The sequence below is a fragment of the Vibrio sp. MACH09 genome (assembly GCF_033238805.1).
GTDB lineage: Bacteria > Pseudomonadota > Gammaproteobacteria > Enterobacterales > Vibrionaceae > Vibrio.
Genome location: NZ_BSFZ01000001.1, coordinates 3,227,569 through 3,243,237 on the forward strand (window position 1 = coordinate 3,227,569; position 15,669 = coordinate 3,243,237).

11 protein-coding genes, 2 tRNA genes, 1 rRNA gene and 1 pseudogene are annotated in these 15,669 nt (G+C 42.1%); 3 read left to right on the plus strand and 12 right to left on the minus strand.

Translation table 11 applies throughout. The features are described 5' to 3' along the window. Positions 1-291: 291 nt before the first annotated feature. The 9 genes and pseudogenes from CHJ_RS14575 to trxA all read right to left on the minus strand — a co-directional run bounded on the left by CHJ_RS14575 (position 292) and on the right by trxA (position 8,401). Positions 292-367: transfer RNA gene (locus tag CHJ_RS14575), tRNA-Ala, on the minus strand. 123 nt (positions 368-490) lie between these two features. Beyond that, positions 491-567: transfer RNA gene (locus CHJ_RS14580), tRNA-Ile, on the minus strand. A gap of 213 nt (positions 568-780) precedes the next feature. Further along, positions 781-2,331: ribosomal RNA gene (locus tag CHJ_RS14585) — 16S ribosomal RNA — on the minus strand. Between the two features lie 606 nt (positions 2,332-2,937). Continuing rightward, positions 2,938-3,648 carry an NAD(P)H-flavin reductase gene (fre, locus tag CHJ_RS14590; protein WP_317918008.1) on the minus strand — a complete coding sequence of 237 codons (711 nt, stop codon included), beginning with the start codon at positions 3,646-3,648 and terminating at the stop codon, positions 2,938-2,940. A 9-nt stretch (positions 3,649-3,657) separates the two neighbouring features. Beyond that, a complete protein-coding gene (locus CHJ_RS14595) occupies positions 3,658-3,927 on the minus strand; it encodes a 2Fe-2S iron-sulfur cluster-binding protein (RefSeq protein WP_171754726.1) in 270 nt (89 codons plus the stop codon). 14 nt (positions 3,928-3,941) lie between these two features. Continuing rightward, a pseudogene (gene ubiD / locus CHJ_RS14600) lies at positions 3,942-5,390 on the minus strand (4-hydroxy-3-polyprenylbenzoate decarboxylase); the annotation flags it as partial. Positions 5,391-5,510: 120 nt separating this feature from the next. Next, the gene (locus CHJ_RS14605) at positions 5,511-6,515 is read right to left on the minus strand and encodes a hypothetical protein (protein WP_317918009.1); all 1,005 of its coding nucleotides are present in this window, start codon (positions 6,513-6,515) and stop codon (positions 5,511-5,513) included. A gap of 94 nt (positions 6,516-6,609) precedes the next feature. Next, on the minus strand, positions 6,610-7,869 hold the full coding sequence (rho, locus tag CHJ_RS14610; protein WP_171754723.1) for a transcription termination factor Rho: 1,260 nt from the start codon (positions 7,867-7,869) through the stop codon (positions 6,610-6,612). A gap of 205 nt (positions 7,870-8,074) precedes the next feature. Further along, on the minus strand, positions 8,075-8,401 hold the full coding sequence (trxA, locus tag CHJ_RS14615; RefSeq protein ID WP_171754722.1) for a thioredoxin TrxA: 327 nt from the start codon (positions 8,399-8,401) through the stop codon (positions 8,075-8,077). Positions 8,402-8,513: 112 nt separating this feature from the next. On the opposite strand from trxA, the gene rhlB reads away from it, so the two are divergent. Together rhlB and gppA are read left to right on the plus strand one after the other, a co-directional pair. After that, entirely contained in the window at positions 8,514-9,809 is a 1,296-nt protein-coding gene (gene rhlB, locus CHJ_RS14620; protein WP_171754721.1) for an ATP-dependent RNA helicase RhlB, read from the plus strand. Positions 9,810-9,826: 17 nt separating this feature from the next. Further along, positions 9,827-11,320, plus strand: coding sequence for a guanosine-5'-triphosphate,3'-diphosphate diphosphatase (gppA, locus tag CHJ_RS14625; RefSeq protein WP_317918010.1), 1,494 nt, complete (start codon positions 9,827-9,829; stop codon positions 11,318-11,320). Positions 11,321-11,410: 90 nt separating this feature from the next. Here the strand turns inward: gppA and CHJ_RS14630 are convergent, their stop codons facing one another. The 3 genes from CHJ_RS14630 to recQ form a co-directional block, all read right to left on the minus strand. Beyond that, on the minus strand, positions 11,411-12,085 hold the full coding sequence (locus CHJ_RS14630) for a 7-cyano-7-deazaguanine/7-aminomethyl-7-deazaguanine transporter (RefSeq protein WP_317918011.1): 675 nt from the start codon (positions 12,083-12,085) through the stop codon (positions 11,411-11,413). Positions 12,086-12,286: 201 nt separating this feature from the next. Further along, on the minus strand, positions 12,287-12,595 hold the full coding sequence (locus tag CHJ_RS14635) for a DUF3630 family protein (protein WP_317918012.1): 309 nt from the start codon (positions 12,593-12,595) through the stop codon (positions 12,287-12,289). Continuing rightward, positions 12,588-14,417 (minus strand): ATP-dependent DNA helicase RecQ, encoded by a 1,830-nt coding sequence (gene recQ / locus CHJ_RS14640; RefSeq protein ID WP_317918013.1) that lies wholly within the window; start codon positions 14,415-14,417, stop codon positions 12,588-12,590. Before recQ ends, CHJ_RS14635 begins: the two co-directional genes overlap by 8 nt. A gap of 170 nt (positions 14,418-14,587) precedes the next feature. Here recQ and rarD point away from each other — a divergent pair, with 170 nt between their 5' ends. Continuing rightward, entirely contained in the window at positions 14,588-15,490 is a 903-nt protein-coding gene (gene rarD / locus CHJ_RS14645; protein WP_317918014.1) for an EamA family transporter RarD, read from the plus strand. Positions 15,491-15,669: the final 179 nt, after the last annotated feature.

Consider the following 15,669-nt stretch of genomic DNA (forward strand, 5'->3'; position numbering starts at 1 on the left):
TTTGCCGGACTCAAATATAAACAGCATTACTAGGTAATGTTGTTTCCAAGAACACTTGAATGTGTCTGTTTACCTTCATTTTTCTAAAAAATGAAAACAAACTTTTGGTACCTAGCTTTCTTATATTTCAAAGAAAATTAGGATTTGAGAACTTTTAAATTAGATAACAATCAATCAAATTGTTATCTGTCAGCTTTCCAAATTGTTAAAGAGCAAAGATTTTTTCTATTTAAAGAAATAAACCATTTTTAAATATTCTCATCTTTCTTTTAAAGAAAGAACACTTAAAGATGGTGGAGCTATGCGGGATCGAACCGCAGACCTCCTGCGTGCAAGGCAGGCGCTCTCCCAGCTGAGCTATAACCCCATCAGTGGGTGTTTCTTTTGATAACTCATAATATGTTGATTAAATCTTTCTTATTTGAGGCAAGTTATGAGGAAGCATATTGAAATATGCGACGATTAACTTAACGAAAAAGAAGGAAGATTTTGGTGGGTCTGAGTGGACTTGAACCACCGACCTCCCGCTTATCAGGCGAGCGCTCTAACCAGCTGAGCTACAGACCCATTCTAACTCGTTCTTTTTGCTTGACTCTTCGTTGTGCTGCCTATCCTCGCTCAGTCACATACTTTTGTATGCTCCTTTACTCGTCAGTTGCACGCCTCGATTCAACCAAAAATCCCGTCGTTATAAACTCAATAAGTCTGAGTTATCTTTCTCTTTGCTTTTCTAAACCATATCAATCTGTGTGGACACTCATAAACGAGCAATCTTCGTATTAAGGAGGTGATCCAGCCCCAGGTTCCCCTAGGGCTACCTTGTTACGACTTCACCCCAGTCATGAACCACAAAGTGGTAAGCGTCCCCCCGAAGGTTAAACTACCTACTTCTTTTGCAGCCCACTCCCATGGTGTGACGGGCGGTGTGTACAAGGCCCGGGAACGTATTCACCGTAGCATTCTGATCTACGATTACTAGCGATTCCGACTTCATGGAGTCGAGTTGCAGACTCCAATCCGGACTACGACGCACTTTTTGGGATTCGCTCACTTTCGCAAGTTGGCTGCCCTCTGTATGCGCCATTGTAGCACGTGTGTAGCCCTACTCGTAAGGGCCATGATGACTTGACGTCGTCCCCACCTTCCTCCGGTTTATCACCGGCAGTCTCCCTGAAGTTCCCACCCGAAGTGCTGGCAATCAAGGATAAGGGTTGCGCTCGTTGCGGGACTTAACCCAACATTTCACAACACGAGCTGACGACAGCCATGCAGCACCTGTCTCAGAGCTCCCGAAGGCACACCTGCGTCTCCGCTGGCTTCTCTGGATGTCAAGAGTAGGTAAGGTTCTTCGCGTTGCATCGAATTAAACCACATGCTCCACCGCTTGTGCGGGCCCCCGTCAATTCATTTGAGTTTTAATCTTGCGACCGTACTCCCCAGGCGGTCTACTTAACGCGTTAGCTCCGAAAGCCACGGCTCAAGGCCACAACCTCCAAGTAGACATCGTTTACGGCGTGGACTACCAGGGTATCTAATCCTGTTTGCTCCCCACGCTTTCGCATCTGAGTGTCAGTATCTGTCCAGGGGGCCGCCTTCGCCACTGGTATTCCTTCAGATCTCTACGCATTTCACCGCTACACCTGAAATTCTACCCCCTCTACAGTACTCTAGTTTGCCAGTTTCAAATGACCTTCCCAGGTTGAGCCTGGGGCTTTCACATCTGACTTAACAAACCACCTGCATGCGCTTTACGCCCAGTAATTCCGATTAACGCTCGCACCCTCCGTATTACCGCGGCTGCTGGCACGGAGTTAGCCGGTGCTTCTTCTGTCGCTAACGTCAAATAATTGCGCTATTAACGCAACTACCTTCCTCACGACTGAAAGTGCTTTACAACCCGAAGGCCTTCTTCACACACGCGGCATGGCTGCATCAGGCTTGCGCCCATTGTGCAATATTCCCCACTGCTGCCTCCCGTAGGAGTCTGGACCGTGTCTCAGTTCCAGTGTGGCTGATCATCCTCTCAGACCAGCTAGAGATCGTCGCCTTGGTGAGCCATTACCTCACCAACTAGCTAATCTCACTTAGGCTTATCCAATCGCAGAAGGCCCGAAGGTCCCCTCTTTTCCCCCGTAGGGCGTATGCGGTATTAGCTATCGTTTCCAATAGTTATCCCCCTCGACTGGGCAAATTCCTAAGCATTACTCACCCGTCCGCCGCTCGACGTCCAATAAATCATCCGAAGAATCTTTATTGCCGTTTCCGCTCGACTTGCATGTGTTAGGCCTGCCGCCAGCGTTCAATCTGAGCCATGATCAAACTCTTCAATTTAAAGTTTTGATTTTGTTTCTCTATTAAGAGAAACGGGACTCAACGAATACTGACTTCAAAACTGCTCTTACTCGAAAGTAAGAAGTAATTTTAAAGCTATTACCATTCCAACAGAATGATAATGAATTGACTGTGCTCGATAGCCATTTCTAATAAAAGAAGTGCTATCAAATTGGTCACTCAGTTCATTGAAACCGTTGTTGATTTCGTGCCCGAAAGCAGAGAATCATCTTCGATTGTCATCAACGAGTGCCCACACAGATTGATAGGTTTAAATTGTTAAAGAGCAACTTCAATAAGTAGTAAAACTTTACTTTTAAGCCTTTCAGCTTTCTCATCGAAGTGGGCGGCCATTTTAGCGAGATAACGTAATGTGTCAAACACTTTTTTAAATTATTATCTCAAGACCGAATTTTCTTCCCTTCTCTGAATCCCTTATTTGATAAGGTCTCGTCGTTGGGAGATGCGCATTATAGGGAGATTTCTTTTTGGTGCAACATCTTTTTTTAAATAATTACGATTTTTCTTTTTTCCGGCTAATTTTTCTTCTCTTTGCACAAAAAAAGGCCTAAAAAGGCCTTTTTCGATCAGATATCTTGCCTATCATTATATAAATGAATAAGCATCAGAGAACATACGTTCCACTAAAGCATTTTTTTCCTTAGTAAATTGCTCTCTGGCTGCGCCGGCCATCTCAAACCTGCCCGCAATGTAAATGTCATAATCTTCTAAACTGTCAAAATCATGTTTGATTGCGGATAGAACATTACCTGTCTTCCCTTGCCAGTTTCGGCCAACTTGTTCAACAACAGGAACAAAAGTAATATTGCTGTGTTGTGCGGCTATTTCCATTAACTCTTTATAAGCGTAGAGCTGACAATCCGTTCGAGCCCCCCAATATAAGTAGATATCTCGGTTTATATTCTGGCTTAAGCAGTGATCAAGCATCGAGCGGACATAACTAAAGCCGGTTCCGCCAGCGATCAGTAACAATGGTCTATTTGACTCTTGTAACCATGCATCACCATGAGGAGCATCAATCTCTATAGTACTGTCTTGCTGCATAACTTGACGCATCTTCTCAACCACTTCCTGAGAATACGGGTTTTCATCAGCACTACCGATATGTAACTCTAATTCACCTTGATGGCGGCAAGGACTGCTTGCGATGGAAAATGGTCTTTTATCCTTCTCCCCCATAACAACCATCAAATACTGCCCCGCTTTAAAGTCTACGGATTGAATAGGTTGCAGCACTATTTGACATGTATTAGAGGCCAATGGCTCTATAGACTTTACTTTACAATTAACTATCATTATTTCCTCTTACTCTTCAAAGGTAAGTTTTATATTGGACTTAACATAAGCTAAGCAAGGAAACATCCAACCATCTGCTTGTTCTTTTTCTGTCAGCATTGGTTGCAATTGGTACTCTATGTTTCCTTCCAGTAACCGGCACATGCAACTAGAGCATGCTCCAATATGACAACGATGTGGAAACTTGATATTGCTGTTGAGTGCAGCTTCCAACAAGGTTGTCTCTTCTGACACCTCAAACTCTATATTTTGTGGATATAAAGTTACGATATGGTTCATAAAATATTTAACTCATCCCAAATAGCATCTATTTTCGCGACAAGTTGAGGATCTTTTTTAATCGGCCTTCCCCACTCTCGCTGAGTTTCGCCTTGCCACTTATTAGTTGCATCCAGCCCCATTTTTGATCCCAGCCCCGCGACTGGAGAGGCAAAATCCAAAGAATCAATAGGTGTATTATCAATCATAACGGTATCTCGAGCGGGATCCATTCGAGTTGTTATTGCCCAAATCACATCGTTCCAGTCTCGTGCGTTGACATCATCATCACAGACAATCACAAATTTAGTGTACATAAATTGCCTTAAAAATGACCACACTCCCATCATCACTCTCTTAGCATGTCCTGGGTACTGTTTCTTCATTGTCACTACGGCCATACGATACGAACACCCTTCCGGCGGCAAATAGAAATCAACAATTTCTGGAAACTGCTTTTGTAGTATAGGCACAAAGACTTCGTTAAGAGCAACACCTAGCACTGCTGGCTCATCTGGTGGTCGGCCTGTATATGTGCTGTGGTAAATAGGCTTATTACGCATGGTTACATGAGTTACTGTAAAGACTCGATGTTGCTCCACTTCGTTATAATAACCAGTATGATCCCCATAAGGCCCTTCATCGGCGAACTCTTCGGGATCGATATAACCTTCTAAAACAATCTCTGCCCCGGCAGGAATCTCTAGATCATTGCTTATCGATTTAACCACTTCGGTCTTACTGCCTCGCAGTAATCCAGCAAAAGCGTACTCAGACAAAGTATCAGGAACAGGCGTAACCGCACCGAGAATAGTTGCGGGATCAGCACCAAATGCAATCGTGACAGGAAAGCGCTCTCCTGGATTAGATTCCATCCAATCTTGAAGATCTAACGCTCCACCTCTATGCGCAAGCCATCGCATGATAATTTTGTTTTTACTTAGTTTTTGTTGTCTATAAATACCTAAGTTTTGACGTTTTTTATTTGGACCTTTTGTTATCGTCAAACCCCAAGTTAATAATGGAGCAACATCTTCAGCCCAACAGCTCATTACTGGTATCTTATCTAAATCTACCTCATCACCTTGCCAAATAATCTCTTGGCATGGCGCTTTACGAAGTCGCTTAGTGGGCATATTTAATACTTGTTTAAATACCGGTATTTTATCTATGGCGTCTTTAAGTCCTTTCGGTGGCTCTGGTTCTTTTAAGTAGGCCAACCACTTACCGACTTCTCTTAGCTCAGAGACATCTTCTCTCCCCATCCCCATAGCCACTCGCTGTGCAGTACCAAATAGGTTCGTCAGCACAGGTATGTCATAACCAATCGGGTTTTCAAATAACAGAGCAGGACCACCTGCTCTTAGTGTTCGGTCACTAATTTCTGTCATTTCATAGTGAGGATCGATAGGGTGAGTAATTCGTTTAAGCTGCCCCTGTTTTTCTAAGTAGGCAATAAACTCACGTAAGTCCTTAAAATTCATAGGGCTAAATATCACTAAATAAAAAAACAATATTATAACAAATGGCGTATATACCCAAGCAACTTAGCGGTTCGACCTTGGCTTAGGGTAAGGGGTATTGGTTAACGGTTCGAAACGATATCACTCTGATAACACTTTTTTAATTGCACGGCTATTTACCGAAGGGGTTGATATGAGTAACTCCTTCAACCACTTATCATAACCCTGCTTGGACAACTCACTTGCAGTGAAATAGGCTTTATCATTTTCTTTTACAGACAAACTTGCGACTAAAAAATCTTCTATCACTTCAACTTTCGGTCTTTTAGCGGCAAAATATTTTATCACTTCTTCATTTAAAGAAGGATTAGCAGCGGAACCTATGATCATCTTTATAGAAAACTCATCTGCTACTTCCATCAAACGAAACAACTCTTGCTTACTACTCTTATCCGTCTTCATTTTCCATAGCATGCTATAGAGCTTCGGCTGATTACTTAACTGGGCAAGTTTGACCATGACTGCATTGGAGGGAAGCCAAAAAATTATCTTGTTATCTGTTTGGAGCACTTGTTCGACAAGAAATAAAATAGCCGGAGGGGATAATCCATCCATCTCTGCGATCAAAAATTGCTCTCTAAGTTTATTTTCCGTCAAGCTACCTTCATTGAGCCATTTTTCTAAACTTAATTCTTGCCGCTCAACCGCCAAAATGAATTGGGTTACTTTTTGATCATACTGCCATTTTTTGACAATACGATTAGCTATCGAAGGATAAGAAAATGCAGGCGTCACAAACTCGTAGCCATCACCAAAATGGCGAAGATAAAATGCAGGTGCTATCAATGAGAGGCTCTGTACGTACTCTGCAACCTCTGCGGTAAGCAGCATCTCCTCTGTTTCAATATGCTCTAACAATAAAAAACGTACCGCTTCTTGCTCATTTGTAGGCAACTGACTTAATGCCTGAGCCATAGCATCAACATCGCCAATACGTGCAAAGCGCACTATGTCTGCTGTATTTTGCTGAACATTGTCACTTTCTAGCCATAACTGACGAGTGCTAGGGGTAATCTCTTGTGCAAAAGCGGTTTGAAATAACCAAGGTAGAATCAGTAGAAAGGTCCACAACATTCCATGTCGCATAGTGACTCTCCAAATAAGATTAATAAAAATTAGAGCAAAAAAAACACCACCCATAAAGTATGGCTGGTGTTCTTATATTCAGCTAGCTTAAATGCTACTGTCTTCGCATTGCATCAAAAAACTCGTTGTTGGTTTTAGTCATCGCAAGCTTGTCGATCAAAAACTCCATCGCATCGGTTTCACTCATAGGGTGAACGATTTTACGAAGTATCCACATTTTCTGTAGTTCGTCAGCCTTAGTTAGAAGCTCTTCACGACGAGTACCACTGCGATTAAAGTCAATGGCAGGGAATACACGTTTTTCAGCGATTTTACGGTTAAGGTGCAGTTCCATATTACCTGTACCTTTAAACTCTTCGTAGATAACTTCATCCATTTTAGAGCCTGTATCAACCAATGCAGTTGCAATGATAGTTAAACTACCACCTTCTTCAACATTACGTGCGGCACCAAAGAATCGTTTTGGACGATGTAAAGCATTCGCATCTACACCACCTGTCAGAACTTTACCTGACGAAGGAACCACGGTGTTATAAGCACGAGCTAGACGAGTGATTGAGTCCAATAAAATAATTACATTTTTCTTGTGCTCGACTAGACGTTTCGCTTTTTCAATCACCATCTCAGCAACTTGAACGTGACGAGAGGCTGGCTCATCAAAAGTAGACGCGATAACTTCACCTTTAACTAGGCGCTGCATTTCGGTTACTTCTTCTGGACGCTCATCGATCAAAAGCACCATTAACTCACACTCAGGGTGATTATAAGCAATGCTCTGCGCAATATTTTGCAGCAACATTGTTTTACCGGCTTTTGGTGGGGCAACAATCAAGCCACGTTGTCCTTTACCAATCGGAGATGCCAAATCTAAAACACGTGCCGTGATGTCTTCTGTTGAGCCGTTACCACGCTCCATCACCATGCGCTCATTAGCATGTAATGGTGTTAAGTTTTCAAACAGTATTTTATTGCGGGCATTATCTGGCTTATCGTCATTAACCGTATTTACTTTTAAAAGTGCAAAGTAACGTTCACCATCTTTCGGTGGTCGAATTTTACCGGAAATAGAATCGCCGGTTCTTAGGTTAAAACGACGAATTTGGCTAGGTGATACGTAAATATCATCAGGACCAGCAAGATAAGAACTATCCGCACTTCGTAGGAAACCAAAGCCATCTTGTAAGATTTCAAGAACGCCATCCCCAAAAATATCTTCACCGCTTTTTGCGTGAGCTTTTAGGATAGAGAAAATAATGTCTTGCTTACGCAGACGTGCAAGGTTTTCCAGACCTAGGCTTTCGCCAAGTTTCACAAGCTCAGAAACAGGCCTGTTCTTCAGTTCAGTCAGATTCATAGTAGTAGATACTTTAGTAGTCAAAATAGGATCTGTATGTGTTAGTTAAGATATTTTCGGTCTCAGGATCGACCAAGAAATGAACATTTGTTTATTTATCGTGCGATAAACTATCACTAAAAAGTAGTCTAGTCTAGTTTTACAAAAAACAAAACCGCGCATTTGTTAAGGTGCGCGGTTTCTCGCTCATCGAGTGCAAACTGTATTATAAGTTTGCGTCCAAAAACTCTTTTAATTGAGTTTTTGATAATGCACCAACTTTCGTTGCTGCAACACTTCCATCTTTAAAAAGAAGTAGTGTTGGGATTCCACGAATACCAAATTTAGGTGGAGTTCCTGCATTTTGGTCAATATTTAATTTACCAATGGTGAGCTTACCTTCGTATTCTTCTGCAATTTCATCTAGAATTGGGGCAATCATCTTACAAGGACCACACCATTCAGCCCAAAAATCAACAAGAACCGGGCCTGCAGCTTTGATTACATCACTATCAAATGCTTCATCAGAAAGCTGCAAAATCTTATCACTCATCTTCCACTCCAATGTGTTTATATGCTACTGGTTGGATGATAACCAGAAAATAGATACTCTATTGGAATGTATTTGCTTCCGTATTGCAACCCTAAACTGATATTCTATAACAATGAAAAAGACGCACATCACAGAGCAAAAGTTCGCCGACTTCGATTTACACTCGCAAGTCATTGAAGGATTGGACAAAAAAGGGTTCGAATTTTGTACCCCTATCCAAGCCTTGGCGTTGCCGGTACTGCTCACCGGCCAAGACATTGCAGGCCAGGCCCAAACTGGGACTGGTAAAACCTTAGCGTTTCTTACTGCTATTTTTAATCACTTACTGAAAACACCTGCTGTTGAAGGCAAAAAAGTTTCATCGCCACGAGCAATAATCATGGCGCCTACGCGTGAACTGGCTATTCAGATTTATAACGACGCTGAATCACTGGTTGAATCAACTGGCATCAAAGCTGGCTTAGCGTACGGTGGCGAAAGTTATGACAAGCAACGAGCTAAACTAGAGTCTGGCGTTGATATTTTGATCGGAACAACCGGTCGTATTATCGATTTCTATAAACAAAAAGTTTTCGACCTTAATCATATTCAAGCGGTAGTACTAGACGAAGCTGACCGTATGTTTGATTTAGGCTTTATTAAAGATATCCGCTTTTTGTTCCGTCGCATGCCGGAACCTCAAGATAGACTGAATATGCTATTCTCAGCCACCCTCTCTTATCGAGTACAAGAGTTGGCGTTTGAGCACATGCATAACCCAGAACATGTGGTAGTTGAACCAGAGCAGAAAACCGGCCACAGAATTCAGGAAGAGCTATTTTATCCTTCCAATGAACATAAAATGTCTCTACTGCAAACTCTAATTGAGCAGGATTGGCCAGATCGCGCCATTATTTTCGCGAATACCAAATACAAGTGCGACTCTATCTGGGGACACTTAGCTGCTGATGGTCACCGTGTAGGTCTATTGACTGGGGATGTACCGCAGAAGAAACGTGAAAAAATTCTTGAGCAGTTCACTAATGGCGATGTAGATATACTTGTTGCAACGGATGTCGCAGCTCGCGGACTTCATATTCCTCAAGTGACGCATGTATTCAACTATGATCTCCCTGACGATTGTGAAGACTATGTTCACCGTATAGGTCGTACAGGTCGTGCGGGCGCAAGTGGTCACTCTATCAGCTTTGCTTGTGAAGAGTATGCTATCAATCTAACTGCAATTGAAGAGTATATTGAACATACTATTTCTGTATCTGATTATGATGCTGACGCACTGATTGACGATTTACCTGCTCCTTTACGAAGCAGAAACCGTAACCCAAATATGCGCAGAACGAATACTGGCGGAGCACGAAACGGCAACCGCAATAAACGCAATTATCGTTCAAGACCACCTCGCAACTAAGGGAATACAACGCAAATATGAATCAAGCAGTGTCATCTCCGCTTTATGCAGCTATTGATCTTGGGTCAAATAGCTTTCACATGCTCGTCGTGCGTCATATCGATGGCAGTGTCCAAACTATGGCTAAGATTAAACGAAAAGTACGTTTGGCAGCCGGTTTGGACGAAAACAATGCATTAAGTATTGAAGCCATGCAGCGAGGATGGGACTGTTTAAGTTTATTTGCGGAAAGGTTGCAAGACATACCAAAAGAAAACATCCGTATTGTAGGTACCGCGACCTTACGTACCGCAACCAATGTGGATGTTTTTTTATCAAAAGCGAATAGCATTCTAGGTTACCCGATCGAAGTTATAAGCGGTGAAGAAGAAGCCGCGACTATATATCGAGGTGTGACTCACACATCAGGGGGAACGGGACGCAGGCTGGTGGTTGACATTGGTGGTGCTAGTACCGAAATCATCATCGGTAAAGGGTTCGAAACGAAAGCCCTCACAAGCTTAAAAATGGGCTGTGTCACTTGGCTCGAAAAGCACTTCAAAGATCGTCAACTAACCAATAGCAACTTTAGCAACGCTATAGATGCAGCAAAAAGCACCTTACAGCCTATTTTGCAACAATATCAATCTATCGGTTGGGATGTTTGTGTTGGTGCCAGTGGCACTGTACAAGCATTGCAAGAGATCATGTTGGCTCAAGGTATGGATGAAGTAATTACTTTGTCTAAGCTAAAACGATTGCAAAAACAGGCGATGAGTTCTGTTCACTTAGAAGAGTTGGAAATTGAAGGGTTAACCCTTGAAAGAGCACTCGTTTTTCCTAGTGGGCTATCTATTCTTATTGCTGTCTTTGAACTATTGGAAATCGACTGCATGACTCTGGCAGGTGGAGCATTACGAGAAGGTCTCGCCTACGAAATGATCGAGCCGATGCGTCAAAATGATATTAGAGCGAGAACCATCAACAGTGTTCAAACTCGGTATCAAATAGATAAAGAGTATGCTCATCAAGTTTCCGTTGTCGCCAACACACTATTAAAGCAGTGTGGGCCAAATTGGCTTCCTGAGTCTCACGCTAAAATGTTGCTGGATACCATAGCCCAACTGCATGAAATTGGTCTATCTATAGACTTTAAAAAAGGTGGTGAACATAGCGCCTATCTTTTACAACACCTTGATCTACCTGGTTATACAAGAGCTCAAAAGTGCTACCTGTCAGAAACCGCCAGACGATATAAAGATCAACTCACCACAATGCCTACCCAACATGCTCTGTCAGATACCAGTAGTAAGCGCATACTTCGCCTATTGCGGATATCAATAATACTCACGCATCGTCGTAATTTTGATCTTATCCCTCTCTATCATTTACATGCTGAGGAAGATAACTTGCAATTAAGTATCAGCAAAAAGTGGTTGGATGAAAATCCACTAACCAATGCAGAGTTAGAAATAGAATCTAATCGTCAGTCTGATTTAAATTGGCCGTTAACTGTCATAGCCACTGAATAGATAAGATGGACTAACAAAATATAGATGACATAAAAATAGGGCGAAAATCGCCCTATTTTTGTTTGCATCGAAAGCGCGCTATAAAAGCGTTTAGCTCGCTTCTACACCCGAAATAGTTAGTTTAGGATTAATACTTGTTAACTTTTTAATTAAGTAATTCAGTAATACACCATACATTGGTACAAACAAACCTAAACTAATAACCAGCTTGAAACCGTAATCAACCAACGCAATTTCTTGCCAGTGTTCGGCCATAAATGCGTCAGGACTGTTATAAAAAGCAATCGCAAAGAATGCTAACGTATCTAATGCGTTGCCAAACAAGGTAGAACAAGTTGGTGCAATCCACCACTGCTTCATTTGACGTAGTCGATTAAACACATAAATATCTAATATCTGTCCAAGTAAGTAGGCCATAAAACTGGCTATCGCAATTCGAGCGACAAACAAGTTGAACTCACTTAACTGAGCTAACCCTTGGAATTGTCCTTCAAAAAAGACAACCGACAAGAAATAAGAAACCAATAGCGCAGGCAACATAACAAAGAAAATAATATTTCTTGCTAGTTTGGCACCAAAAATACGAACCGTTAGATCAGTCGCTAGAAAAATAAATGGGAAGGTGAATGCCCCCCAAGTGGTATGTAGCCCGAAAACGGTAAAGGGTATTTGCACTAAATAATTACTAGAACTAATAATCACCAAGTGAAACAGAACAAGAATTGAAAGGGCTTTGCGCAATTGCGCAGGGGTAAAGTTACTCATGCTAAACCTTTTTGTTGATGGGGTGGAGGGAACCCAATTGTTGAAGTGCCAATCACTTCAAACCCGTAATATAAATCGCTCAACTGAGCGGGCGGCGATTATACCTTAATCATATCACGGTGCAATAGCGCAATAATAAGCAAACGTTTTAGTATGAAAATAAGCTAAATATTCCCAATAACATCACTATTAGTCGAATCGTTAAATACCCGCGCTAAAGAGTTTGGCAAGATAGTTCAACTCTTCTTTACTTTCATTAATTGACACCGCTTCTAGCCATATTGACTCTGTGTAATGCTCCGCTCTGAGAAAAAAACGACAGCCTTCAAAGTCAATCAACCAAGAGTGTAAATCAGCATCAAACTGCTTCTCTACGATAGTGGCAGAAAGAGTTCTAACTAACTCATTACCTATTACAGGAAAACTATCAACATCAAATGATGGGCCACTAAGTATTAGTTTGCCATCCGCAATATGCTCTTTAAGTTGCCAAACAACAGAGTTAGCCATGAGTTAAGTGCTCCTGAATAAGGTCGAGAAAATCATCAGCGTATTTATCCAGTTTTACCTGCCCGACGCCATTAACAGCCAGCATTTCACCATAAGATGTTGGTAGAATCTCCGCCATATCAATAAGTGTGGCATCACTGAACACAACGTAAGGAGGGATTCCAGCTTCGTCGGCAATGCTCTTACGCAGTTTTCTCAATTTAGCGAACAGCTTTTTATCATAATGCTTATTCGCCAACTTATCTGACTTAGCATTTCTAACCGAAGTATCCAAGCGAGGAACCGCTAGTTCTAATTCTCTATCCCCTCTGAGCAGTGGACGAGCCTCTTCTGTAAGCTGAAGCGTTGAATTTCGAGTGATGTTTTGGCTCAAAAGCCCTTTGTGTATCAACTGACGGATAATACTAATCCAATAGTCATGACTATGTTCTCGTCCAATGCCATAGGTAGAAATCTTATCGTGACCATTTTCTCTCACTCTAATATTCTGCATACCTCGCAATACTTCAACCACATAACCCATGCCAAATCCTTGCTTTACTCGGTAGACACAGGACAACGCTTTTTGCGCCGCTTCTGTGGCGTCAAAATGTTTAGGAGGGTCAAGGCAAATATCACAGTTTCCGCATGGCTCATGACGATATTCGCCAAAGTAATTAAGAAGCACCTGTCTGCGGCACGTTTGCGCCTCTGCAAACGCCCCCATCGCATTGAGTTTATGACTCTCTACCTGTTTTTGCGCGCCATCTGGCTTTTCATCTAATATACGGCGCAACCATGACATATCCGCAGGGTCATATAACATCATCGCTTCTGCTGGTAAACCATCTCGACCCGCTCGGCCAGTTTCTTGGTAGTAGGATTCAATATTTCTAGGTATATCAAAATGCACCACAAAACGAACATTAGGCTTGTTAATACCCATTCCAAATGCAACAGTGGCCACGACAATTTGTATATCATCTTTTTGAAAGGCATCTTGAACATAAGCTCTTTCATCTGCATCCATACCTGCATGATAACCTGCCGCCCTAATATGGTTATTGCACAGTTTCTCGGTCAACATTTCCACTTTCTTGCGGCTGCCACAGTATATAATGCCGCACTGCCCTTTTTGATTAGCAAGAAAACGAATAACCTGAGAAACAGGCTTATGTTTTTCGACCAAGTTGTAACGGATATTCGGTCTATCAAAGCTACCTAGATATTGGCAAGGATTCTCTAGGCTTAAACGAGATAGTATATCTTCACGCGTCGCTTCATCTGCCGTTGCAGTAAGAGCCATAAAGGGGACGTATGGGAAATGCTGTTTTAATTGCCCCAGAGCAGCGTACTCTGGTCTAAAGTCGTGGCCCCACTGAGAAATACAGTGTGCTTCGTCAACCGCGATCATTGATAAGTTAAGGTGCGAGAGACGCTGAAGAAACTCTTGAGTTAACACTCGTTCAGGAGAAACATACACTAGCTTAAGAACGCCGCTATTCATTCTGTTATAAATAGCAATCAATTCATCTCTGGGTAAAGAGGAGTTGATACACTCAGCTGCGACACCGTCTGCTTTTAATTGATCGACCTGATCTTTCATTAAAGAGATCAGCGGAGAGATAACCAGTGTTAAACCATCTTTTACTAACGCCGGAATTTGATAGCAAAGTGATTTACCACCGCCCGTAGGCATAATAACCAAACTGTCTTGGTTTGATAAAGCTGACTCAATTACTTCTTGTTGGCCGCTCCGGTACTCTTGGTAACCGAATACCTCATTGAGTACACGTTCAGCATCATTAGATTGCAAAGGTTCAGCCAAAAGTGTCGAAGTCATGAGGTTCCTAACATTTAGTCATTGAAACATCTTCATTATGAAGATAAGGCGCACATTGTAGTTTGCTTTGTAACTGAATAAAACATCAAATTATTAGGAGAAATTGAGATCTCACTCTTATACTTAGCATCTTGCTTCTCTTTATCACGTCTAATCAGGTCTTTACGTCAATGACAACAGAACAACAAACACGATCTCGCCAGGGGGTATTGCTGGCAATAGCTGCATACACCATGTGGGGGTTTGCGCCTATTTACTTCAAAGCGCTTGGTGAAGTAACACCTTTAGAAATACTTAGCCATCGAGTGATTTGGTCTTTCGGTTTTCTGGCTCTGCTCATTCACGTTAGTCGCCGCTGGCGTGTAGTACAAAGCGTTTTACGTAATAAAAAAACTTTACTGGTTCTTATCTCTACAGCGATTTTAGTTGGCGTCAACTGGTTAGTCTTCATATGGGCCGTCAATTCCGACCACATGCTAGATGCCAGCTTAGGCTATTACATTAACCCATTATTCAATGTTCTACTGGGGATGTTATTTTTGGGCGAACGGTTAAGAAAGTTACAGTGGCTGGCCGTAGTACTGGCTCTAGTTGGTGTAGCTATTCAAGTTATCGCTTTTGGAAGCATACCCGTCATTGCTCTGATACTCGCGACCAGTTTCGGCTTATACGGCTTATTACGAAAAAAAATCAACTTAGATGCACAGACAGGACTTTTTATTGAGACGCTGATCATGTTACCTATCGCAGCATTCTACTTACTGTTTATTACAACTAGTCCTACTGCAGATCTCAGCCAAAACCCAATGTCACTTAACATTCTATTAATTGCGGCAGGTTTAGTCACAACCTTACCTCTACTGTGTTTCAATGGTGCTGCCACACGAATGATGCTTTCTACATTGGGATTCTTCCAATACATTGGCCCAAGTTTGATGTTTCTACTGGCAGTTTTGGTCTATAACGAACCTTTTAGCTCAGATAAAGCCACCACATTTACGTTTATTTGGAGCGCGCTTGTTTTATTTAGTTTTGACGGTATTCGTCACGCAAAAAACAGACGAAAACAGTAACGCAGCATAAAAAGTCAACATTTGTCACCTTCTATGCAGATGCTAGGTTACGATTTACCTGCATCTGTTTGTAAGAGATCTCTCACATGACCGTAAGAGTTCCCTACTTCTCGTTATCAGACTTAGATTAGATCCATTTGAATTGACCTTATTTATCAACAACTAACGTTAATCCAACT